Annotated in this window: 20 protein-coding genes and 1 riboswitch; of the genes, 16 read left to right on the forward strand and 4 right to left on the reverse strand. The window is 69.1% G+C overall.

Going from position 1 to position 22,010, the window contains the following annotated elements:
• The first annotated feature begins 49 nt into the window (after positions 1 to 49).
• A complete protein-coding gene (locus ACIPWY_RS09005; protein WP_362899956.1) occupies positions 50 to 1,024 on the forward strand; it encodes a carbohydrate kinase family protein in 975 nt (324 codons plus the stop codon).
• A gap of 5 nt (positions 1,025 to 1,029) precedes the next feature.
• On the opposite strand, the gene ACIPWY_RS09010 is transcribed toward ACIPWY_RS09005, so the two are convergent.
• The gene (locus ACIPWY_RS09010; protein ID WP_393698426.1) at positions 1,030 to 2,418 is read right to left on the reverse strand and encodes a cysteine desulfurase/sulfurtransferase TusA family protein; all 1,389 of its coding nucleotides are present in this window, start codon (positions 2,416 to 2,418) and stop codon (positions 1,030 to 1,032) included.
• Positions 2,419 to 2,873: 455 nt separating this feature from the next.
• Between ACIPWY_RS09010 and coxB the strand changes: the two genes are divergently transcribed.
• The 4 genes from coxB (at position 2,874) to ACIPWY_RS09030 (ending at position 7,352) form a co-directional block, all read left to right on the forward strand.
• Positions 2,874 to 3,833, forward strand: coding sequence for a cytochrome c oxidase subunit II (gene coxB / locus ACIPWY_RS09015; protein ID WP_362899960.1), 960 nt, complete (start codon positions 2,874 to 2,876; stop codon positions 3,831 to 3,833).
• Positions 3,830 to 5,566, forward strand: coding sequence for a cytochrome c oxidase subunit I (ctaD, locus tag ACIPWY_RS09020; protein WP_362899962.1), 1,737 nt, complete (start codon positions 3,830 to 3,832; stop codon positions 5,564 to 5,566). Before coxB ends, ctaD begins: the two co-directional genes overlap by 4 nt.
• A complete protein-coding gene (locus ACIPWY_RS09025) occupies positions 5,563 to 5,961 on the forward strand; it encodes a cytochrome c oxidase subunit 4 (RefSeq protein ID WP_362899964.1) in 399 nt (132 codons plus the stop codon). Before ctaD ends, ACIPWY_RS09025 begins: the two co-directional genes overlap by 4 nt.
• Positions 5,962 to 6,095: 134 nt before the next feature.
• Positions 6,096 to 7,352 (forward strand): Ig-like domain-containing protein, encoded by a 1,257-nt coding sequence (locus ACIPWY_RS09030; protein ID WP_362899966.1) that lies wholly within the window; start codon positions 6,096 to 6,098, stop codon positions 7,350 to 7,352.
• Between the two features lie 74 nt (positions 7,353 to 7,426).
• Here the strand turns inward: ACIPWY_RS09030 and ACIPWY_RS09035 are convergent, their stop codons facing one another.
• On the reverse strand, positions 7,427 to 7,828 hold the full coding sequence (locus ACIPWY_RS09035) for a hypothetical protein (protein WP_116502521.1): 402 nt from the start codon (positions 7,826 to 7,828) through the stop codon (positions 7,427 to 7,429).
• A 187-nt stretch (positions 7,829 to 8,015) separates the two neighbouring features.
• Here ACIPWY_RS09035 and ACIPWY_RS09040 point away from each other — a divergent pair, with 187 nt between their 5' ends.
• The 6 genes from ACIPWY_RS09040 to ACIPWY_RS09065 all read left to right on the forward strand — a co-directional run bounded on the left by ACIPWY_RS09040 (position 8,016) and on the right by ACIPWY_RS09065 (position 15,172).
• Positions 8,016 to 8,636 carry a heme-copper oxidase subunit III gene (locus tag ACIPWY_RS09040; RefSeq protein WP_362899968.1) on the forward strand — a complete coding sequence of 207 codons (621 nt, stop codon included), beginning with the start codon at positions 8,016 to 8,018 and terminating at the stop codon, positions 8,634 to 8,636.
• A 74-nt stretch (positions 8,637 to 8,710) separates the two neighbouring features.
• The gene (locus tag ACIPWY_RS09045) at positions 8,711 to 9,520 is read left to right on the forward strand and encodes a c-type cytochrome (protein WP_362899970.1); all 810 of its coding nucleotides are present in this window, start codon (positions 8,711 to 8,713) and stop codon (positions 9,518 to 9,520) included.
• Complete coding sequence (locus ACIPWY_RS09050; protein WP_362899972.1) at positions 9,517 to 10,575, forward strand: Rieske 2Fe-2S domain-containing protein; 1,059 nt, start codon at positions 9,517 to 9,519, stop codon at positions 10,573 to 10,575. The genes ACIPWY_RS09045 and ACIPWY_RS09050 overlap by 4 nt, the downstream gene beginning before the upstream one ends.
• Positions 10,572 to 12,209, forward strand: a complete 1,638-nt coding sequence (locus ACIPWY_RS09055) for a cytochrome bc complex cytochrome b subunit (RefSeq protein WP_362899974.1) — start codon at positions 10,572 to 10,574, stop codon at positions 12,207 to 12,209. The genes ACIPWY_RS09050 and ACIPWY_RS09055 overlap by 4 nt, the downstream gene beginning before the upstream one ends.
• Positions 12,210 to 12,338: 129 nt before the next feature.
• Complete coding sequence (gene trpD / locus ACIPWY_RS09060; protein WP_393698430.1) at positions 12,339 to 13,403, forward strand: anthranilate phosphoribosyltransferase; 1,065 nt, start codon at positions 12,339 to 12,341, stop codon at positions 13,401 to 13,403.
• Positions 13,404 to 13,516: 113 nt separating this feature from the next.
• A riboswitch (SAM riboswitch) is annotated at positions 13,517 to 13,633 on the forward strand.
• Positions 13,634 to 13,798: 165 nt separating this feature from the next.
• A complete protein-coding gene (locus ACIPWY_RS09065; RefSeq protein WP_362899978.1) occupies positions 13,799 to 15,172 on the forward strand; it encodes an aminotransferase class V-fold PLP-dependent enzyme in 1,374 nt (457 codons plus the stop codon).
• An 83-nt stretch (positions 15,173 to 15,255) separates the two neighbouring features.
• Here the strand turns inward: ACIPWY_RS09065 and ACIPWY_RS09070 are convergent, their stop codons facing one another.
• Both ACIPWY_RS09070 and ACIPWY_RS09075 read right to left on the reverse strand, forming a co-directional pair.
• Positions 15,256 to 15,537 (reverse strand): Lrp/AsnC family transcriptional regulator, encoded by a 282-nt coding sequence (locus ACIPWY_RS09070; RefSeq protein WP_100592167.1) that lies wholly within the window; start codon positions 15,535 to 15,537, stop codon positions 15,256 to 15,258.
• Between the two features lie 45 nt (positions 15,538 to 15,582).
• Positions 15,583 to 16,332, reverse strand: coding sequence for a rhomboid family intramembrane serine protease (locus tag ACIPWY_RS09075; RefSeq protein WP_393698433.1), 750 nt, complete (start codon positions 16,330 to 16,332; stop codon positions 15,583 to 15,585).
• Between the two features lie 156 nt (positions 16,333 to 16,488).
• Here ACIPWY_RS09075 and ACIPWY_RS09080 point away from each other — a divergent pair, with 156 nt between their 5' ends.
• The 5 genes from ACIPWY_RS09080 to ACIPWY_RS09100 all read left to right on the forward strand — a co-directional run bounded on the left by ACIPWY_RS09080 (position 16,489) and on the right by ACIPWY_RS09100 (position 22,007).
• On the forward strand, positions 16,489 to 16,728 hold the full coding sequence (locus tag ACIPWY_RS09080; protein ID WP_100592168.1) for a hypothetical protein: 240 nt from the start codon (positions 16,489 to 16,491) through the stop codon (positions 16,726 to 16,728).
• 43 nt (positions 16,729 to 16,771) lie between these two features.
• A complete protein-coding gene (locus ACIPWY_RS09085; protein ID WP_362899982.1) occupies positions 16,772 to 18,121 on the forward strand; it encodes an NYN domain-containing protein in 1,350 nt (449 codons plus the stop codon).
• 317 nt (positions 18,122 to 18,438) lie between these two features.
• Entirely contained in the window at positions 18,439 to 19,470 is a 1,032-nt protein-coding gene (locus tag ACIPWY_RS09090) for an NlpC/P60 family protein (RefSeq protein ID WP_362899983.1), read from the forward strand.
• Between the two features lie 227 nt (positions 19,471 to 19,697).
• Complete coding sequence (locus tag ACIPWY_RS09095) at positions 19,698 to 20,747, forward strand: NlpC/P60 family protein (protein ID WP_401532550.1); 1,050 nt, start codon at positions 19,698 to 19,700, stop codon at positions 20,745 to 20,747.
• Between the two features lie 51 nt (positions 20,748 to 20,798).
• On the forward strand, positions 20,799 to 22,007 hold the full coding sequence (locus ACIPWY_RS09100; protein WP_393698438.1) for a hypothetical protein: 1,209 nt from the start codon (positions 20,799 to 20,801) through the stop codon (positions 22,005 to 22,007).
• Positions 22,008 to 22,010: the final 3 nt, after the last annotated feature.

The raw sequence follows: 22,010 nt of genomic DNA on the forward strand, positions 1-22,010 counted from the left end.
GGTAGCGTAAAGCGTCAACCCCCTCCGCTCAGGAAGACGTGACCACGCCGTGCGTATCGCAGTCACCGGCTCCATCGCCACCGACCACCTCATGACCTTCCCCGGCCGCTTCGCCGACCAGCTGGTCGCGGATCAGCTGCACACGGTTTCCCTCTCCTTCCTCGTCGACAACCTCGACGTCCGCCGGGGCGGTGTCGGCGCGAACATCGCGTTCGGCATGGGGCAGCTCGGCACGGACCCGATCCTGGTCGGCGCCGCGGGCTCCGACTTCGACGAGTACCGCGCCTGGCTCGACCGGCACGGCGTGGACACCGCCTCCGTGCGCATCTCCGAGGTCCTGCACACCGCCCGCTTCGTGTGCACCACGGACGCCGACCACAACCAGATCGGCTCCTTCTACACGGGCGCCATGAGTGAGGCCCGCCTCATCGAGCTCCAGTCCGTCGCCGAGCGCGTCGGCGGCCTCGACCTGGTCCTGATCGGCGCGGACGACCCGGAGGGCATGCTCCGCCACACGGAGGAGTGCCGCTCGCGCTCCATCCCGTTCGCCGCGGACTTCTCGCAGCAGATCGCCCGGATGAACGGCGACGAGATCCGCACGCTCCTGGACGGCGCCACGTACCTCTTCTCGAACGAGTACGAGAAGGGCCTCATCGAGAGCAAGACCGGCTGGACCGACGAGGAGATCCTCGGCAAGGTCGGCCACCGCGTCACCACCCTCGGCTCGCGCGGCGTCCGGATCGAGAGCACCGGCGGGGACCCGATCGAGGTCGGCTGCGCCGAGGAGAAGGCCAAGGTCGACCCGACCGGCGTCGGCGACGCGTTCCGCGCGGGCTTCCTCTCCGGCCTGGCCTGGGGCGTCGGCCACGAGCGCGCCGCCCAGGTCGGCTGCATGCTCGCCACGCTGGTCATCGAGACCCTCGGCACGCAGGAGTACCAGCTGAGCCGCAGCTCCTTCATGGACCGCTTCACCAAGGCGTACGGCCATGAGGCCGCGGCCGACGTGCGGCAGCACCTGAAGTAGCCCCCTCAGGAGAGCCGGCGGACCACATAGGCGGCACCGCGCTCCGCCGGCTCCTCCCCGACGTACTCCTGACTCCGCATCTCGCACCACGCCGGGATGTCGAGCCGGGCCGCCTCGTCGTCGGCGAGCACGGTCACGGTCCCGCCCACCGGCACGTCCCCGATCACCTTCGCCAGCTCGATGACGGGGATCGGGCACCGCTTCCCCAGCGCGTCGACCACGAGCGAGGGAGCGCTCGCCGGCGCGGGAGCGGGCGCGGTCACGGCCGTCGCCCCGAGCCGCTCCCGTACCGAAGCGACCGTCCCCGGCAGCACCTCGAGGAACCTCTCCACGTCGTCCGCCGCCGTCCCGAGCGGCAGCGACACCCGTACGTTCCCCTCGCTCAGCACCCCCATCGCCTTGAGCACATGGCTCGGCGTCAGCGTGCTGCTCGTGCACGACGATCCGGACGAAACAGAAAAACCGGCCCGGTCCAGCTCGTGCAGCAGAGTCTCTCCGTCGACATAGAGACAGGAGAAGGTGACCACGTGCGGCAGCCGCCGCACCGGGTCGCCCACCACCTCGACATCGGGCACGAGCCCCGGCACCCGCGCCCGGATCCGCTCCGTCAACTCCCGCAGCCGCGCGTCCTCCTCCGCCGCCTCGGCCCGCACCGCCCGCAGCGAGGCCGCCGCCGCCACGACGGCCGGAATGTTCTCGAACCCGGCCGCCCGCCCCGACTCCCGCTCGTCCGCCGGGCCTTGGGCCGCGAACCGCACCCCCTTGCGCACCACGAGCAGCCCGACCCCCGCCGGGCCGCCCCACTTGTGCGCGCTGCCCGCGAGCAGCGACCAGCCACCCTCGACCGGACCCCATGCCAGCGACTGCGCCGCGTCCACGAGCAGCGGCACCCCGGCGGCCCGGCACGCCGCGGCGACCTCGGCCACCGGCTGCACCGTCCCCACCTCGTGGTTGGCGGACTGGAGACAGGCGAGCGCCGTGTCCTGCCTGAGCGCGTCGGCGAACGCGGCGGGGGAGACCGCACCGGCCCGGTCCACGCCTACCTCGGTCACCGAACCCCCGTCCGCCTCCAGCGCGGCAGCCGAATGGAGTACCGAGGAGTGCTCGACCGCGGAAACCACCAGGTGCCGGCCGGCACGCCGACGTCCCGCGAGCGCTCCGGAGATCCCGGAATGTACGGCGCGCGTCCCCGAAGGGGTGAAAACAAGCTCATCCGGGCGGCAGCCCACGGCATCGGCGGCGGCCTCGCGGGCGGCGTCGAGCAGCAGCCGGGCCCGCCTCCCCTCGCGGTAGAGCCGGGCAGGGTCGGCCCACCCCTCGTCGAGCGAGGCGAGCAGCGCCTGCCGGGCCACGGGGTGCAGGGGGGCGGAGGAGGCAGCGTCGAAGTAGGACACACCGCAACGGTAAAGCCCCGGGTGAGCGCGGTGTCCCGCAAGGGGCGCCGGGAGAACGGGGTGGCAGTTCACCCTGGGCCGCCATCGTCACCCCGCGCCCGCACGCGCCGCCTCACCCGCGCCCGCGCTCCCTGGACCACCCGGGCCCGCGCTCCCTGGACCACCCGGGCCCGCGCTCCCCGGACCACCCGCGCCCGCCGCCCACCCGACCACCGGGCCCACCACCCACCGAACATCCCCCCGACCCCCCGTCAGATCCCCCCGGAACAGCAAGTTCCACCCCTTCTGAGTGACCCGCGGCGCGTTAGGCACCCTCCCCGCGCGACCCCAAATAGCGTCCAGTAGGGTTTGGTCCGCATAAACATCCAAACCCCTGCCCGTGTGCCAGGGCGGCGAGCGACCAGCGAGACGGCCGTAGCCAACCAGCGCGGGCGAGACTCTCGGGAAGGCGCTACGTGAGTCCCAACGGCTCCGACCGCTCGTCGCGGCGCCCGATGCGGCGGAAGCTGCCGCAGGTGCTGACTGCGGGCCTGATCCTGGTAACCGCTACTGGTTGCACATACAAGGACTTTCCTCGTCTTGGTATGCCGACCCCGGTTACGGAAGAAGGTCCCAGGATCCTCTCCCTCTGGCAGGGCTCGTGGGCGGCAGCGCTCGCCACGGGTGTCCTTGTCTGGGGCCTGATCCTGTGGAGCATCATCTTCCACCGGCGCAGCCGCACCAAGATCGAGGTACCTACGCAGACGCGGTACAACATGCCGCTAGAGGCGCTGTACACGGTGGTACCGCTCATCATCGTCTCGGTCCTCTTCTACTTCACGGCGCGAGACGAGACGAAGCTCCTCAGCCTCGACGACAAGCCGGCCCACACCATCAACGTGGTCGGCTACCAGTGGAGCTGGGGCTTCAACTACGTCGAGAACGTGCCCGGCTCCACGGGTGACGCGAAGACCTCGAAGGAACTGGCCGGCATTCCGGACCGCTTCATCGAGGACTTCCCGGCGAACGCCGGCGGCGTCTACGAGGCCGGTACGCCTGCCTCCGTGAACCCGCAGACGAAGAACCCCGGCCCCACCCTCTGGCTCCCCAAGGGCGAGAAGGTCAGGTTCGTCCTCACCTCGCGCGACGTCATCCATGACTTCTGGGTGGTGCCGTTCCTGATGAAGCAGGACGTCATTCCTGGCCACACCAACGCCTTCGAGGTGACTCCCAACCGGGAAGGCACCTTCCTGGGCAAGTGCGCCGAGCTCTGCGGCGTCGACCACTCGCGCATGCTGTTCAACGTGAAGGTCGTCTCTCCTGAGCGCTACCAGCAGCACCTCAAGGACCTCGTGAAGAAGGGGCAGACCGGTTACATCCCGTCCGGCATCGCGCAGACGAGCCACGAGAAGAACCGGGAGACGAACAACCTGTGAGCATCCTCAACGAACCTCAGGGTGCCGCCGCAGCTGACGACTCGTACGAGAACGAGCTGCCGGTCAGGCGCAAGCAGCCGGGGAATGTCGTCGTCAAGTGGCTGACCACCACTGACCACAAGACGATCGGCACGCTCTACCTGGTCACGTCGTTCGCGTTCTTCTGCATCGGCGGAATCATGGCGCTCTTCATGCGCGCCGAACTCGCTCGTCCCGGCAACCAGATCATGTCGAACGAGCAGTTCAACCAGGCGTTCACGATGCACGGCACGATCATGCTGCTGATGTTCGCGACGCCGCTGTTCGCCGGATTCGCGAACTGGATCATGCCGCTGCAGATCGGCGCGCCCGACGTGGCGTTCCCGCGGCTGAACATGTTCGCGTACTGGCTGTACCTCTTCGGCTCGCTCATCGCGGTCGGCGGCTTCCTCACCCCGCAGGGTGCGGCCGACTTCGGCTGGTTCGCCTACAGCCCGCTCTCGGACGCCGTCCGCTCGCCGGGCATCGGCGCCGACATGTGGATCATGGGTCTGGCCTTCTCCGGCTTCGGCACGATCCTCGGCTCGGTCAACTTCATCACCACGATCATCTGCATGCGCGCTCCCGGCATGACGATGTTCCGTATGCCGATCTTCGTGTGGAACGTGCTGCTGACCGGTGTGCTGGTCCTGCTGGCCTTCCCGGTCCTGGCCGCCGCGCTGTTCGCCCTGGAGGCGGACCGCAAGTTCGGTGCCCATGTGTTCGACGCCAGTAATGGCGGCGCGTTGCTATGGCAACACCTCTTCTGGTTCTTCGGACACCCAGAGGTGTACATCATCGCGTTGCCATTCTTCGGAATCATTTCCGAAGTGATCCCAGTGTTCTCGAGAAAGCCGATGTTCGGCTACTCGGGCCTGATCGGCGCGACCATCGCGATCGCGGGTCTCTCCGTGACCGTGTGGGCGCACCACATGTACGTCACCGGTGGCGTGCTGTTGCCGTTCTTCTCCTTCATGACGTTCCTCATCGCCGTACCAACAGGTGTGAAGTTCTTCAACTGGATCGGCACGATGTGGAAGGGCTCACTGTCCTTCGAGACACCGATGCTCTGGACGATCGGCTTCCTGATCACCTTCGTCTTCGGTGGTCTGACCGGCGTCATCCTGGCGGCCCCGCCGCTGGACTTCCACGTCTCGGACTCGTACTTCGTCGTCGCGCACTTCCACTACGTCGTCTTCGGCACCGTGGTCTTCGCGATGTTCGCCGGATTCCACTTCTGGTGGCCGAAGTTCACGGGCAAGATGCTCGACGAGCGGCTCGGCAAGATCACGTTCTGGACGCTGTTCATCGGCTTCCACGGCACGTTCCTGGTGCAGCACTGGCTGGGCGTCGAGGGCATGCCGCGTCGTTACGCGGACTACCTCGCGGCCGACGGCTTCACCGCGCTGAACACGATCTCGACGATCTCCTCGTTCCTGCTCGGTCTGTCGATCCTGCCGTTCTTCTACAACGTGTGGAAGACCGCCAAGTACGGCAAGAAGGTCGAGGTCGACGACCCGTGGGGCTACGGCCGTTCGCTCGAATGGGCGACGTCCTGCCCGCCGCCGCGGCACAACTTCCTCACCTTGCCGCGCATTCGCAGTGAATCGCCGGCGTTCGACCTGCACCACCCGGAGATCGCCGCGATGGACCAGCTCCAGAACGGCGGCCACGGGGACAAGGCTCTCTCTGGTGGCAAGGAGGCCGGCAAGTGAAGGTCCAAGGCAAGATGTTCATCTGGCTGAGCGTCTTCGTGCTCGCCATGGCGATCGTCTACGGCGTGTGGTCGAAGGAGCCCGCCGGAACCACGGCGCTCTTCCTGGCCTTCGGCCTGTGCATCATGGTCGGCTACTACCTGGCCTTCACGGCCCGGCGGCTCGACACCGGTGCGCAGGACAACAAGGAGGCCGAGGTCGCGGACGACGCCGGTGAGGTGGGCTTCTTCAGCCCGCACAGCTGGCAGCCGCTCGCGCTGGCCATCGGTGGTGCGCTCGGCTTCATGGGCGTCGTCTTCGGCTGGTGGCTGCTGTACTTCTCGGCTCCGGTCATCATGATCGGCCTGTGGGGCTGGGTCTTCGAGTACTACCGCGGCGAGAACCGGACCCAGTAGGGCCCGGCCGACGCCGAAGGGGCCCGGACATTCCTGACGGAGTGTCCGGGCCCTTTCCCGTGTCCCGTACGGGCCGCGCCACGGACGGCCCAATCGGCGCGCCGGAAGCGGTGATGGTTCATACCGTGAGTCTCATGAACAACTCACCGAGAATTCGCACGGTAATGAGCTGCACTCTGCTGGTGGCCGCACTCGGTGCGAGCGCCACGGCCTGCGGCAGCTCCAGTCACCCGCTCACCGCCAAGCCGTACGACGCGGCGGGCGAGATCAGCTTCAGCGCCCCGTCCGGGGGCAAGAAAGTCGACCCGGACAAGCCCATAGAAGTCACCTCGGAGGACGACGCACGCATCACCGACGTCACGGCCACCGATGCGATAGGCCGCTATGTAGTGGGCGAACTGTCCGCCGACGGAAGCAGGTGGCACAGCACGGCCCCGCTCGCCGCCGACGCTCACTACACGGTGCAGGTGAGCACCGAGGACGAAGACGGCGCGCAGGGCCGAAAGGTGCTCACCTTCGACACGGCCCACCCGGACAAGAAGAAGGCCCTGAAGGTCACCTTCGGCCCCGAGGCCGGCAAGTACGGCGTCGGACAGCCGGTCACGGCCGAACTCAGCGCCCCCGTCAAGGACAAGGCCGCACGGGCCGTCGTGGAGCGGTCCCTGAAGGTCGAGTCACAGCCCGCCGTGTCGGGTTCCTGGACCTGGGTGGACGACAAGACGCTGCACTACCGCCCGCAGGAGTACTGGCCCGCAGGCGCCACCGTGGAGGCGCACAGCAACCTCGACGGCATCAAGGTCGGTGACCGCCTCTGGGGCGGCGCGTCCAAGTCGCTTCGCCTCACCATCGGCGACCGAATAGAGGCCATAACCGACGCCAGCTCGCACCAGATGACCGTGTACCGCAACGGTCGAGTGATCAACACCATCCCCGTCACCACCGGCAAGCCCGGCTTCGAGACCCGCAACGGCGTCAAGGTCGTACTCGGCAAGGAACGCTTCGTACGCATGCGCAGCACCAGCATCGGCATCGCCGCGGGTTCGTCAGAGTCGTACGACATGCCCGTGTACTGGGCGACCCGGGTGACCTGGAGCGGTGAATACGTGCACGCCGCGCCCTGGTCCCAGGGCTCGCAGGGGTACGCCAACGTCAGCCACGGCTGCACCGGCATGAGCATGAGCAACGCCGAGTGGTTCTTCAACACCGTCCGCACCGGCGACGTCGTGAAGGTCGTCAACAGCAACGGCGCCCAGATGGACCCGTTCGGCAACGGCTTCGGCGACTGGAACCTCAGCTGGCAGAAGTGGGAGAAGGGCAGCGCCGTACAGGCGGTCGCCACGGGCGACGGCCGCAACGCCGTCCAGACGGCCCGGCTGAGTCCCGAGGTGTGAGACTTCTGACTCCGGAACACACACGGCGGCCCGCAGCAGCGCTGCGAGCCGCCGTGTCGGCGTACCTGAGCGCCCTACGCCTCCACGGCGCGCCGGGAGCGCAGCAGGGAGGCCAGTGCGCCCGCGAACTCGACCGGGTCGACCGGCAGGGTCACCGCGGCCTCGGCGCGGCTCCAGGTGGCCAGCCAGGCGTCCTGCGGGCGGCCCATCAGGAGCAGGACCGGCGGGCAGTGGAAGATCTCGTCCTTGATCTGCCGGCAGACGCCCATGCCGCCCGCGGGAACGGCCTCGCCGTCCAGGACGCAGACGTCGATGCCGCCGCGGTCCAGCTCCTTGAGGACCGCCGGGAGCGTGGCGCACTCGACGAACTCGACTTCTGGGGCATCGGCGGCGGGCCTGCGCCCGGTCGCGAGGCGGACCTGTTCGCGGGTGCTTGCGTTGTCGCTGTAGACCAGGACCGTCGCGGTCGACTGCATCGTTCCTCCGAGACTTCGGCGTCTTTGACTCATCAAGGTGGGGAAGCGTTGCGCGGAGCCTACTCCTCCCGACACCCCGTCAACACCGGTTCGGACGCTGCCCTGATGGGCCATACGGGCTGGACACACCCCACAGACACTCCGAACGGCACCCCCCGGAGTGAGCGCGAGATAAGCGACCGACATAATGTCGGTCGTGGCGACAGCAACGACAGTAGAAACCGGGCACGCGCACCCGTCGGTCAATCGGCCGAACCTCACCAGCGTCGGAACCATCATCTGGCTGAGTTCCGAGCTGATGTTCTTCGCGGCCCTCTTCGCGATGTACTTCACCCTGCGATCGGTGACCGGACCAGATCACTGGAAGGAAATGGCCGAGTCGCTGAACGTTCCGTTCTCAGCGACGAACACCACGATCCTGGTGCTCTCCTCACTGACCTGCCAGCTCGGCGTCTTCGCCGCCGAGCGCGGGGATGTGAAGAAGCTCAGGACATGGTTCATCGTCACCTTCATCATGGGTGCGATCTTCATCGGCGGTCAGATCTTCGAGTACACCGAGCTGGTCAAGAAGGACGGTCTCTCGCTGTCCTCCGACCCGTACGGCTCCGTGTTCTACCTGACGACTGGCTTCCATGGACTGCACGTGACAGGCGGCCTCATCGCCTTCCTGTTCGTCCTCGGCCGCACCTACGCGGCCAGCAAGTTCACCCATGAGCAGGCGACCGCGGCCATCGTCGTGTCCTATTACTGGCACTTCGTCGATGTCGTCTGGATCGGCCTTTTCGCCACGATCTACTTGATCAAGTAGCCGCTACGTCGATCCCGACGTACCGACTCGTCCAGTAAGCACCGACGCAGAAGATCCTGACACCGGGGTAATCCGTGAAAAAGCTCTCCGCACGACGACGCCATCCGCTGGCGGCGGTCGTCGTCCTACTCCTCGCGCTGGCGGTCACCGGGGGGCTGTACGCCGCGTTCGCACCCGCGAGCAAGGCGCAGGCCGACGAAACCGCCCAGTCCCTCGCCATTGACGAGGGCAAGAAGCTCTACGCCGTGGGCTGCGCCAGCTGCCACGGCACCGGCGGTCAGGGATCCAGTGACGGTCCGCCGCTGACTGGCGTGGGCGCCGCGGCCGTCGACTTCCAGGTCGGCACCGGGCGCATGCCCGCGCAGCAGCCCGGCGCGCAGATCCCGAAGAAGAAGGTCATCTACTCGCAGGCCGAGATCGACCAGCTCGCGGCGTACGTCGCCTCGCTCGGTGCCGGTCCGACCGTCCCGACGAAGAACCAGGTCAGCCCTGAGGGTGCGGACATCGCCAACGGTGGCGAGCTGTTCCGTACCAACTGCGCGCAGTGCCACAACTTCACCGGTGAGGGCGGCGCGCTGACACACGGCAAGTTCGCGCCGAACCTGGAGGACGTGAGCCCGAAGCACATCTACGAGGCCATGCAGACGGGCCCGCAGAACATGCCGTCCTTCCCCGACACCACGATGCCGGAGAAGAGCAAGAAGGACATCATCGCGTACATCAACGCGGTCAACGGCAACGAGACCGAGAGCCCCGGCGGGCTGACGCTGGGCGGGCTCGGCCCGTTCACTGAAGGCCTGTTCGCCTGGGTCTTCGGTCTCGGCGCCCTGGTCGCCGTCGCCGTCTGGGTCGCCGCTCGGACCGCAAAGGCCAAGAAGTCATGAGTAGTCAAGAGATTCCAGAAGAGAACCTGCCCAGCGCGCAGGACGCCGACCAGCCGCACGGCTCGGTCGCGGTGAAGGAAGACCCCTTCGCCGATCCGGGGCTGCCGCCCCACGAGCACCGGATCCAGGACATCGACGAGCGGGCCGCCAAGCGCTCCGAGCGCGTGGTCGCCTTCCTGTTCATGCTGTCGATGCTCTCCACTGTCGCCTTCATCGCCGCGTTCGTGACGATCAAGGCCGACAAGAGCGTCTTCATCTGGCCGATCGGGCACATCAGCGCGCTGAACTTCGCGCTCGGTATGACCCTCGGCCTGGCGCTGTTCTGCATCGGCGCGGGCGCGGTCCACTGGGCCCGCACCCTGATGTCCGACGTGGAGGTCGCCGACGACCGTCACGCGATCTCGGCCGAGCCCGAGGTCAAGGCGAAGGTCCTGGCGGACTTCAAGCAGGGCGCCAAGGAGTCGCAGTTCGGCCGGCGCAAGCTGATCCGCAACACGCTCTTCGGCGCGGTCGCGATGGTCCCGCTCTCCGGCATCGTCCTTCTCCGCGACCTCGGTCCGCTGCCGGAGGACAAGCTCCGGCACACCGCGTGGAAGAAGGGCAAGCTCCTCGTCAACATGAACACGAACGAGCCGCTGCGTCCTTCGGACATCGTGGTCGGCTCGCTCACCTTCGCCAAGCCCGAGGGCGTGGAGGAGCACGACGAGGACTTCCAGCAGGTCATGGGCAAGGCCGCCCTGATGCTGGTCCGGATCCAGCCGGACGAGATCAAGGACAAGCAAGAGCTCGCGTGGGGCCACGAGGGTGTCGTCGCGTACTCGAAGGTCTGCACCCACGTGGGCTGCCCGATCTCCCTGTACGAGCAGCAGACGCACCACGTGCTCTGCCCCTGTCACCAGTCCACCTTCGACCTCTCCGACGGCGCCCGCGTCATCTTCGGTCCCGCCGGCCACGCGCTCCCGCAGCTGCGTATCGGCGTGAACGGCGAGGGTTACCTGCAGGCGCTCGGCGACTTCGCAGAGCCCGTCGGTCCTGCTTTCTGGGAGCGCGGATGAGCACTTCGACGACCAACGACGCGTCCTCGCGCGAGAAGGCGCCCGCCGGTGAGCGGGTGGCCGACTGGGCGGACGGCCGGCTCGGGATCTACTCCCTGGCCAAGGCCAACATGCGCAAGATCTTCCCGGACCACTGGTCCTTCATGCTCGGTGAGATCTGCCTCTACAGCTTCATCATCATCATCCTCACGGGTGTGTACCTGACGCTGTTCTTCCACCCGTCGATGAACGAGGTGGAGTACCACGGCAGCTACGTCCCGCTGCAGGGACAGCTGATGTCCGAGGCGTTCAACTCGACCATGCACATCTCCTTCGAGGTGCGCGGTGGTCTGCTGATCCGGCAGATCCACCACTGGGCGGCACTGATCTTCCTCGCCGGCATGTTCGTGCACATGATGCGCGTGTTCTTCACGGGTGCGTTCCGCAAGCCGCGTGAGGTCAACTGGGTGTTCGGCTTCCTGCTGTTCGTCCTCGGCATGTTCACCGGATTCACCGGTTACTCGCTGCCGGACGACCTGCTCTCCGGCACCGGTGTCCGCTTCATGGAGGGCGCGGTCCTGTCCGTGCCGATCGTCGGCACGTACCTGTCGTTCTTCCTCTTCGGCGGCGAGTTCCCGGGCGGCGACTTCGTCGCGCGGTTCTACTCGGTCCACATCCTGCTGCTGCCGGGCATCATGCTCGGTCTCGTGGTCGCTCACCTGATCCTGGTCTTCTACCACAAGCACACGCAGTTCGCGGGCCCCGGAAAGACGAACAAGAACGTCGTCGGCATGCCGCTGCTCCCGGTCTACATGGCCAAGGCGGGTGGCTTCTTCTTCCTGGTCTTCGGTGTCATCGCGGTCGTCGCCGCGATCGCGTCGGTCAACCCGATCTGGGCCATGGGCCCGTACCGGGTCGACCAGGTCTCCACCGGCGCGCAGCCCGACTGGTACATGGGCTTCTCCGAAGGCCTGATCCGCTTCATGCCGGGCTGGGAGATCAACCTCTGGGGTCACACGCTCGTCCTGGGTGTGTTCATCCCGCTGATGATCTTCCCGCTGGTCCTGGTGGTGATCGCGGTCTACCCGTTCATCGAGTCCTGGATCACCGGCGACAAGCGCGAGCACCACATCCTGGACCGCCCGCGCAACGTCCCGACCCGGACCGCGTTCGGTGCCGCCTGGATCAGCTGGTACTTCGTCCTGCTCCTCGGTGGTGGTAACGACCTCTGGGCCACGCACTTCCACCTGTCGATCAACGCGATCACCTGGTTCGTGCGCATCGGGTTCTTCGTCGTGCCCGTGCTGGCCTTCATCGTCACCAAGCGGATCTGCCTCGGCCTCCAGCGCCGTGACAAGGAAAAGGTGCTGCACGGACGCGAGTCCGGCCTCATCAAGCGCCTGCCGCACGGTGAGTTCATCGAGGTCCACGAGCCGCTCGGGCCCGAGGCCCTGCACACCCTCACCGCGCACGAGCAGTACGCGCCGCTCGAGGTCGGCCCGGCGGTCGACGAGAACGGTGTGGAGCGCAAGGTGTCCGGTACGCAGAAGCTGCGGGCCAGGCTCTCCGAGGGGATGTACGGCGAGGAGAGCCAGATCCCCAAGCCGACTGTCGAGGAGTACAAGGAGATCACCAGCGGCCACGGCCACCACTGATCACCTGATCCGACCCCCATGGTCGCCACGGTGAGAGCCCCGTCCAGGCACTGGACGGGGCTCTTTGCCGCTCCCAGGGGTGGATAGGGTGGCCTTGTTCCCTTACACACTGAAAACCAGGAGCGGCAGATGAATGCTGTGACCCCCGCAGGAGGCAATACCGCGGCGGGCCGTTCCTGGCCCTCGGTACTGAACGGCCTGCTCGACGGGCGTGACCAGAGCGCGGACGACACCGCCTGGGCGATGGACCGCATCATGCGCGGCGAGGCCACCGACGCGCAGATCGCCGGGTTCGCGGTGGCGCTGCGGGCCAAGGGCGAGACCGTGGAGGAGATCTCCGGTCTCGTACGGGCGATGTACGAGCACGCGAACGTGATCGAGGTCCCGGGCGACACGGTCGACATCGTCGGCACGGGCGGCGACGGCGCCAAGACGGTCAACATCTCCACGATGTCCGCGATCGTCATCGCCGGCGCGGGCGCCAAGGTCGTCAAGCACGGCAACCGCGCCGCCTCGTCGGCGTCCGGCGCCTCGGACGTCCTGGAGAAGCTCGGCGTGAACCTGGAGCTGACGCCGAAGCGCGTGGCCGAGGTCGCGGACGAGGCCGGGATCACGTTCTGCTTCGCCGTGAAGTTCCACCCGGCGCTGCGGTACGTGGCGGCCGCGCGCGGCCAGCTGGGCATCCGGACGACGTTCAACTTCCTCGGCCCGCTGACCAACCCGGCCAAGGTGCGGGCCCAGGCCGTCGGTGTCGCCGACGCGCGGATGGCCCCCATCGTGGCGGGCGTCTTCGCGGAGCGCGGCCACTCCTCCCTCGTCTTCCGCGGCGACGACGGCCTGGACGAGCTGACGACGACGGCCACCTCGCGGATCTGGGTGGTCCGGGACGGCGCCGTGCGCGAGGAGGCCTTCGACCCGCGGGACGTCGGCATCGACCTGGTGCCGGTGTCCGCGCTGCGGGGTGCGGACGCGTCGTACAACGCGGACGTCGCCCGCCGCCTCCTGGACGGTGAGGAGGGTCCGGTAAGGGACGCGGTCCTCCTCAACTCGGCGGCGGCGCTCGTCGCTCTCACGCCGGGCGAGGGCCCGCTGACCGAGCAGCTGCGGGCCGGCATGGCCCGCGCCGCGGAGTCGATCGACTCGGGCTCGGCGAAGCGGACGCTGGAGCGCTGGGTGGCGGCCAGCAACGCGTAGGCGCGCGGCACGGACGTGGTGGGGAGGTGCCGGCCGGTGCCTCCCCACCACGCTGCGTCCGGGATGCGGACACGCTGTTGCGATGAAGCGATCAGCTGGCATACTTCACGGCAGGTCATGAGTGACAGCGATTAGGCCCCGGCTCGCTGTCCGGCAACCCTCCGTCCGTGGCGGGGTGCCCCGGGTGAAGACCAGGCAGTGCACAGCAAGGTGCGCTGCAAGCGCGGACCCCTGCACACCCTGGGGTCCTGGTCCTCAAGGGAGCAGTCTCGTGAGCAAGCGAATGCGATAGGGCATCTCCGCCCCACCTCCGCACACCCTTTTCCTTTTCAGCTGCGCCGTCGAGCCATCGGCTCCGGTGCGGTCAATTCGCTTGCCTCTCACGGGAGTTCGCCATGTCTGTCCCCACCGCTGCCGCCGACCAGTCGCTTTGTCGTGAAATCTCCGGGTCCCTGCCGGTTCTGGGCCGGGATGTCACCGTTCCGCTCGTCACCGGGGGCGAGGTCACCTACGCGGCCCTCGACTACGCGGCCAGCGCCCCGGCGCTCCAGCGGGTCTGGGACGACGTGGCGGCCTACGCGCCGTACTACGGCAGCGTGCACCGCGGTGCCGGATACCTCTCGCAGCTGTCGACCGACCTCTTCGAGAACTCCCGCGCGACGGTCGCCGAGTTCCTCGGCTGCCGCGCGGACGACCAGGTGATCTTCACGCGGTCGACCACCGACTCGCTCAACCTGCTCGCGGCCGTGCTTCCCGCCGACTGCGAGGTCTTCGTCTTCGAGACCGAGCACCACGCCTCGCTGCTGCCGTGGCGCGACGCCCGCGTGACGTACCTGAACGCGCCGCGCACGCCCGCCGAGGCCGTCGAGACCCTGGAGCGCGCCCTCGCCGGCCGCGACCCCCACGGGCCCGCCCTGGTGTGCGTCACCGGCGCCTCGAACGTCACCGGCGAGCTGTGGCCCGTCCGTGAACTCGCCGCCGCGGCCCACGCCCACGGCGCCCGCATCGTCCTCGATGCCGCGCAGCTCGCCCCGCACCACCCCGTGGACATCCAGGACCTCGACGTCGACTGGGTCGCCTTCTCCGGGCACAAGCTGTACGCGCCCTTCGGCTCCGGCGTCCTCGCCGGCCGCGCCGACTGGCTCCAGCGATCCGAGCCCTACCTCGCCGGCGGTGGCGCCTCGCGCAAGGTCGCGCGGCGCGCAGACGGCGGTGTGGACGTCGAGTGGCACGACAGCGCGGCCCGTCACGAGGCCGGTTCGCCGAACGTCATCGGCGTCTACTCCATCGCCTCCGCCTGCAAGGCGCTCACCGAGGCGGGCTTCGACTCGCTCGTCGCCCGCGAGCAGTACCTGATCGGCAAGGTCCGGGACGGCCTCGGCGCCGTGCCCGAGGTGAAGGTGCTCTCGCTGTTCGGCGACGACGCTCCGCGCGTCGGCGTCATCTCGTTCGTCGTCGACGGCTGGAACAGCTCGCACTTCGCGGCCGCGCTCTCCGCCGAGTACGGCATCGGCGTGCGCGACGGCCTCTTCTGCGCCCACCCCCTCGTACGCACCCTGCTGGGCACGGACCCGCAGTCGCAGGGCGAGTGCGGGGCACCCGAGGCCGCGCCCGGCGAGAAGTCCCTCAACGCGATCCGTGTCAGCTTCGGCGCCGGCACCCCGGACGAGCACGTCGAGCGTTTCGTCCGCGCCGTCACCGAGCTGGTCCGCGACGGCGCGCAGTGGAACTACCGCACGGAGGACGGGCGTTGCGTCCCCTCTGTGTGATCCGCTCCGTGTGATCCGCCCACCTCGCCGGACATGACGAAGGCCGCCCCTCGGGGCGGCCTTCGTTCGTCATGCGGACGGGATCAGGAGTCGAGCCCGATCGCGAACGCCGCCTCCAGGTCGTGCTGCGAGTACGTGCGGAACGCGACGTGCGTGTCCGTCGCCTCCACGCCCGGGATCTTGCTGATCTTCCCGGGGATGACGTCCGCCAGGTCGTCGTGGCGCGCGACGCGCACCATGGCGATCAGGTCGTACGTGCCGGTCACGGAGAAGACCTCGCTGACGCTGTCCAGGGCGGCGATCGACTCGGCGATCTCGGGGATCCGGTCCACGCTGGTCTTGATGAGCACGATCGCGGTGATCACGGCTGGCTGTCTCCCTCGGTGGCCGTGGTTGGGGCACCTGTCACTTTAGCCCTCCCGTCTCCCGCCACCGTCCTTGCTCAGAAGGGCTTCGCCCACCCCTCCCTTTCCTCTGTAACGCACCCACGCGTAGAGGAACCCGACCGAGAACCCGACCAGGTGCGCCAGGTACGCCACCCCGGGCCCCTGGCTGACCTGCCGTGCCGCCGCCCACTGGAGCGCCGCCCAGAACGGCAGCACCACCCACGCCGGAAACCGCAGCGGCAGGAAGAACAGGAACGGGAACAGGCTCGTCACGCGCGCCGCGGGGAAGAGATACAGCAAGGCCCCGAGCACCGCGGAGATCGCCCCTGAGGCGCCCACCAGGGTCTGCTCGGAGTCCGCGTACCCGATCGCGTAGCCGAGCAGCGCCGCGCAGCCGGAGATCAGGTAGAAGAGCGCGAACGGGAAGTGGCCCATACGTTCCTCGACCATCGCGCCGAAGACGTACAGGAAGAGCATGTTGCCCAGCAGGTGCAGATAGCTGCCGTGGACGAAGAGGGCCGAGACCGTGGTGAGCGCCGCGCGCGGGGAGCCGGTGAGCAGCTGGGCGGGGATCACGCCCCAGCGCTCGAAGTAGTCGCTCTGCGCCGCGAGCAGCCGGTCGCCCGTGCCGTAGACGGGGTTGAACCCGGACGACGGGGAGAGCAGGAACACCACGCAGCACAGCGCGATCAGCCCGTACGTCACCGGTGCCGGATGGTTCCTGACAGCCGATCCGACCGTCCTGCCCGCCGTCACACCCCGATTATCGATCATGTGGCAGATCATGACGTAACGGTGCACACCTGCCCAGGCGGCCTGCCGCGATTCCCCACTGTGGACGCCCGCGCGGGGGGTCCCCGTCAGGCCGTAGGGTTACGGGCACCACGCACCACGGAAAACGTACGACCCCGAAAGAAGGCGACAGCCCCGATGACGGTTCCCCTGCCGACCGCCGAGACCCGTTGGCGCTGCACTCTCTGCGGCAACCTGACGCGTTTCGACGTGACCCGCTCGTCGAAGGTCGTCGAATATGTGCACCTCGACCTCGCTGGTGACCCGAAGGTCGAGGAACGCGAGGTGGTCAGTGAGACCATCGAGTCGGTCCGCTGCCGCTGGTGCAACGCGGTGGATCAGGTCGAACTCGTGGACAGGCCGGGTGCCGGCTCCTGAGAGGGAGCTGAACCCCCAGAAAATTCGGACATTGGGGTGACGGATGGTGGAGAGCGCAGGCGGGGAGGCCGGGGACGGCGCCGCTGAGGTGCTCGACCGGCCGTTGCCCGAAGGTGTGCGGCGCCGGGTCGTGCAGATCGTCTCGGACGGCTTCGGCGGGCTGACGGTCGCCGAACTGCCGCCCCAGCTGCGGCAGTATGCGCGCTTCACCCCGACCCGGCGCGCCAAGTTCGCCGGCAATGCGATGGCCACCGCGCTGGAGGGCGACACGCTCTTCCGCCAGCGGATCGCCGAACGTCTCAGAGACGCCCAGCCGGAGCTCTCCGACGCCCTGGACGCCGGGGCGCCGCCGCCGGCCGCCGACCCCCTGGACGTGGCCGCCGCCGCCTACGTGCTGCGGCCCGCGGGCTGGGTGAAGCTCGTCGCGGCAGCCGGCGAGGAGGCCGTGCGGGCCGACGCCGAGCGCGCCGACGAGGAGGCACGGGCCGAGCTGGAGCGGCTGCGCGCCGAGGTCGGGGCCGTCCGCGATCAGACCCGGTCCGAGACCGAACGGCTGCGCGCGGAGCTGGAGTCGGCGAAGAAGGAGGCCGAGTCCCTCCACCGCAAGCTGCGCAGCGCGCTCAGTGACGTCAAGCGCGGCGAGGCGGCCCTGCGCAAGGTCCACGGCGAGACCGAGGCCGTACGGGCCGACATGCAGACACAGCTGTCCGCGGCCGACAGCGAGACGCGGCGGCTCAAGGCCCGGCTCGGCGAGACGGAGGCGGCGCTGGAGGCCTCGCGCAAGGCGGCGCGCGAGGGCCGCAGCGTCGAGGACATGCGCGTACGGCTGCTGCTCGACACCGTCCTGGAGTCCGCCCAGGGTCTGCGCCGTGAGCTGGCGCTGCCGCCCGTGTCCGTGCGCCCCGCCGAGACCGTGGACGCCGTCGAGCCGGGGCGGATGTCGCCCAAGGACATCGCGGCCCGCGCCCTGTCCGAGCACGACCCCGCCATCCTGGACCAGCTGCTCGCCCTGCCGCAGGCCCATCTCGTGGTCGACGGCTACAACGTGACGAAGACCGGCTATCCGACGATGCCGCTGGAGAAGCAGCGCCTCAGGCTGCTCGGGTCGCTCTCCCAGCTCGCCGCGCAGACCGGCGCCGAGGTCACCTGTGTCTTCGACGGGGCCGAACTCGCCGCTCCCGTACTGCTCGCGCCGCCGCGCGGGGTGCGCGTGCTCTTCTCGAAGGCGGGCATCACGGCTGACGAACTGATCCGTCAGCTGGTGCGCGCCGAGCCGTCCGGACGGCCCGTGGTGGTCGTCTCCACGGACCGCGAGGTGGCCGACGGGGTCGCCAAGTCGGGGGCCCGTCCCGTCGCCTCCGTGATGCTTCTGAAGCGCCTCTCGCGCGGCTGACCATCCGCCCCGCAGGTTCCGGTACTTCGCCACATAGACAACGTAGGTCTCATACGTAACCTCTGGGCCTGATGCCCGAATTGGCGGATCGTTTACGCAACGTAGTGTCAATCGAGCATTACCGCACGTGAGTTGAGTGCAAAGAATGCGCTCGGTGACCGACTTTTTTCCCGTCAGGATTTGAACTGATCACAAGAAGGTCACTAAGGTCTGGCCTCGAACCTCCGCTCGGGTGATCGCTCATCAGGAGTGACGGCAGAGGGTCACCGCCCACCGGCGTGTCGGTAGGCGGCTGGAGGAAGAAGGAGCTCGCCTTCGTGGCGTCCCACCGTCGACCCAAGCAGCCGAGCCGCACCCGTGTGACCGTGCTCACCGCAACCGCCGCCGCAGCCGTGGCCCTCACTTCGCAGGCCGCGCAGGCCGCGCCGAAGCCGAGCAAGACCGAGGTCAAGGCCAAGGTCGACAAGCTCTACGAAGAGGCGGAGAAGGCCACCGACAAGTACAACGGGGCCAAGGAGAAGCAGAAGAAGCTCGAGAAGGAGATCGGCGACCTCCAGGACAAGGTCGCCCGCGGCCAGGAGGAGCTCAACACACTGCGCTCCGGCCTCGGTTCGATGGCCAGTGCCCAGTACCGCTCCGGCGGCATCGACCCCTCCGTCCAGCTCTTCCTCTCCGCCGACCCGGACGACTTCCTGGACAAGGCCTCCACGCTCGACCAGCTCAGCGGTCAGCAGGTCGAGGGCCTGAAGAAGATCCAGGAGAAGCAGCGCTCGCTGGCGCAGGAGCGCCAGGAGGCCGCCGACAAGCTCAAGGACCTCGCCGACACCCGCACGGAACTCGGCAAGAAGAAGCAGCAGGTCCAGAGCAAGCTCAGCGCCGCGCAGAAGCTCCTCAACACCCTCACCGCCGCCGAGCGCCAGAAGATGGCCGCCGACGACGCCCGCGCGAGCCGCTCCGCCGGCGCCCGCGTCGACCTGGGCAACGAGGTCCCCGCCTCTCAGCGCGGCGCCGCCGCCCTGAACGCCGCCGCCACCCAGCTCGGCAAGGCGTACGTCTCCGGCGGCACCGGCCCCAACTCCTACGACTGCTCCGGGCTCACCCAGTGGTCGTACGCGCAGGCCGGCGTGAGCATAACCAGGACCACGTACACGCAGCAGAACGACGGCCCGAAGATCGGTATGAGCCAGCTCAAGCCCGGCGACCTGGTCTTCTTCAACAACCTCGCGCACGTGGGCCTCTACGCCGGCAACGGCCAGGTGCTCCACGCCCCGCACCCCGGCGCCGTCGTCCGCTACGAGTCGATGAGCACCGTCGGATCGTTCCAGTTCGGCGTCCGTATCCCCGCCTGACCCTCGGACGAGCGCCACGCGAAAACGCGCCCGTTCGGGCGAATTCCGACATCACGCGCTGACCCCACGCCCCGCCCATGACCTGCGTCATAGGCGGGGCGTCGTGTTTCCGTCCGTACGACGGTCGTTGGCCGCGCCCGCCCCTCGCGGCTAATGTCGCCCCGCATTCCCCCGACCGGGCTCTCCGGCCGGGGGTCGTTCGTCAGCGGAAGGGGGAGCGGCTACTCGTGGGGTCCCATCGCCGTCCCGCACAGTCCGGCCTCGACCAGAGTGCGCGCGGCTCCACTGTCTACGTTCTGTCGGCCCTGTCAGCCGTGGCCACCGCCGCCACAGGGCTCACCGCCGCCCCCGCGGGCGCCGCGCCACAGGACCGCCCGTCCGGCACCCGGGCCGAGGTCGACCGCCTCTTCGAGCAGGCCGAGCAGGCCACCGAGGCGTTCAACAAGGCCGACGAGCGCGCCGACAAGCTCCGCGGCGAACTGGCGGACCTGCAGGACAGCGTCGCCCGCGGGCAGGAGCGCATCAACACCATGCGCGGCGCCCTCGGTTCGCTCGCCGGCGCCCAGTACCGCTCGGGCGGCATCGACCCCGCCCTCGCCCTGCTCCTGTCCTCGGACCCCGACGGCTATCTCGACAAGGCGTCCGTCCTCAACCGCGTCACCGCCCGCCAGGCCGGCGAACTCACCGAACTGCAGCGGGCACAGCGCGACCTGTCGCAGGAACGCGCCGAGGCCACCCGCAAGCTCGTCGACCTGGAACGGTCCCGCAAGGCCGTCGCCCGCCACAAACGGACCGTCGAGGACAAGCTCGCCAAGGCCCGCCGGCTGCTCAACTCCCTGCCCGCCTCGCAGCGTGCGGCCTACGAGCGCGCCTCGCGCGGTGGCGGGCGCGACGGAATCCCCGATCTGTCGGGCGCGGGCGTGCCGTCGTCCGGCCGGGCCGCCGCGGCGGTCGCCGCCGCCATGTCCGCGGTCGGCAAGCCGTACGTCTGGGGCGCCAACGGGCCCTCCGGGTTCGACTGTTCGGGCCTCATGCAGTGGTCGTACGCGCGGGCAGGTGTGGGCCTGCCGCGCACCTCACAGGCCCAGCGGTTCGCGGGCCGGCAGGTGCCCCTCTCCGAGGCGCGGCCCGGCGATCTGGTCGCCTACCGCTCGGACGCCAGCCACATCGGGATGTACGTGGGCAACGGCCAGGTCATCCACGCCCCCTATCCCGGCGCGCCCGTGCGCTACGACCCGGTGGGCATGATGCCGGTTTCGTCCGTGACGCGGGTCTGAGCGGTCGCGGCCGGAGAGGCCCGGCGCGACAGGCGCCGTACGATCGGGAGGATGGCTGGTCGTAGGCGTGGTGCGGGTGGAGCGGGGGCGTGCGTCGCCCTGCTGTCCGTGGCCTCCCTGCTCGCCGGGCTCGTCGGCTGCGGAGGGGGCGCGGCGCAGGACACGGCGCGGCGCGAGGTACAGCGCACCCTCGACCGCCGGGCGGACGCCGTCCTCGCCCGGGACCCGGCCGCGTACCGGGCCACCGGCAGCGCGGACGCCGCCGCCCTGACGAACCTCACCGACGTCCCGCTGACCTCCTGGACGTACCGGATCACCCGCCTGGACCGCTCGGGCAGCCACGCCAAGGCCGGCGCGGAACTGCGCTACCGGATCAAGGGCTACGACAGCGCGCCCATCGTCTCCGGGCGTGCTCTCAAGCTCGAACTGCGCGGGGACCGCTGGTACGTCACGTCCGACCGGCCCGCCCCGAAGACCGGCGAGCAGCTCTGGGAGCAGGGCAGAGTCGTCGTGGAGCGGGGCGCGCACAGTCTCGTCCTCGGCGTCGGCAGGTCCCACGGCGCGCTGCGCGACTACGCGGACCTCGCCGACGAGGCCGTGCCCGCCGTCAGCGACGCCTGGGGGACCGGCTGGGCCCAGCGGGTCGTGGTCCTCGTCCCGAAGTCCCTGGACGGCATGGGCGCGCTGCTCGGGGCCCCCGCTGCCGGGTACCGGGGGATCGCCGCCGTGACGACCGGCGAGGCGGGCGCGCCGGGGCGGACGCCGGCCGACCGGATCATCGTGAACCCGGACGCGTACGACGTGCTCGGCTCCTTCGGCAAGCAGGTCGTCCTCACGCACGAGACGACCCATGTCGCCAGCCGCGCGGAGACGTCGGCGGCGACTCCGCTGTGGCTGTCCGAGGGGTACGCGGACTGGGTCGGTTACCGCGGCACCGGGCGCTCCGCGGGGCAGGCCGCCCCGGAACTGGAGCGCGCGGTGCGGCTCGGCCGGCTGCCGGGCGCCCTCCCCACCGACCCCGACTTCGGATTCTCCGGCGACGCGGGGCAGCTGGCGCAGGCGTACGAGGGCGGGTGGCTGGCCTGCCGGATGATCGCCGACCGGTGGGGCGAGGCGAAGCTGAACGCCTTCTACCGCGCCGTCGGGGAGCACAGGCGGCGGGCCGGGGCGGTCGAGGCGGCGATGGAGAGCCTGCTGGGGACGACCGAGGAGAAGTTCACGGCGGACTGGCGGGACTATCTGAGCGCACAGCTGGGCTGACCG

Origin of the sequence: Streptomyces sp. NPDC090032 (assembly GCF_044748025.1) — a bacterium.
Lineage (GTDB): Bacteria > Actinomycetota > Actinomycetes > Streptomycetales > Streptomycetaceae > Streptomyces.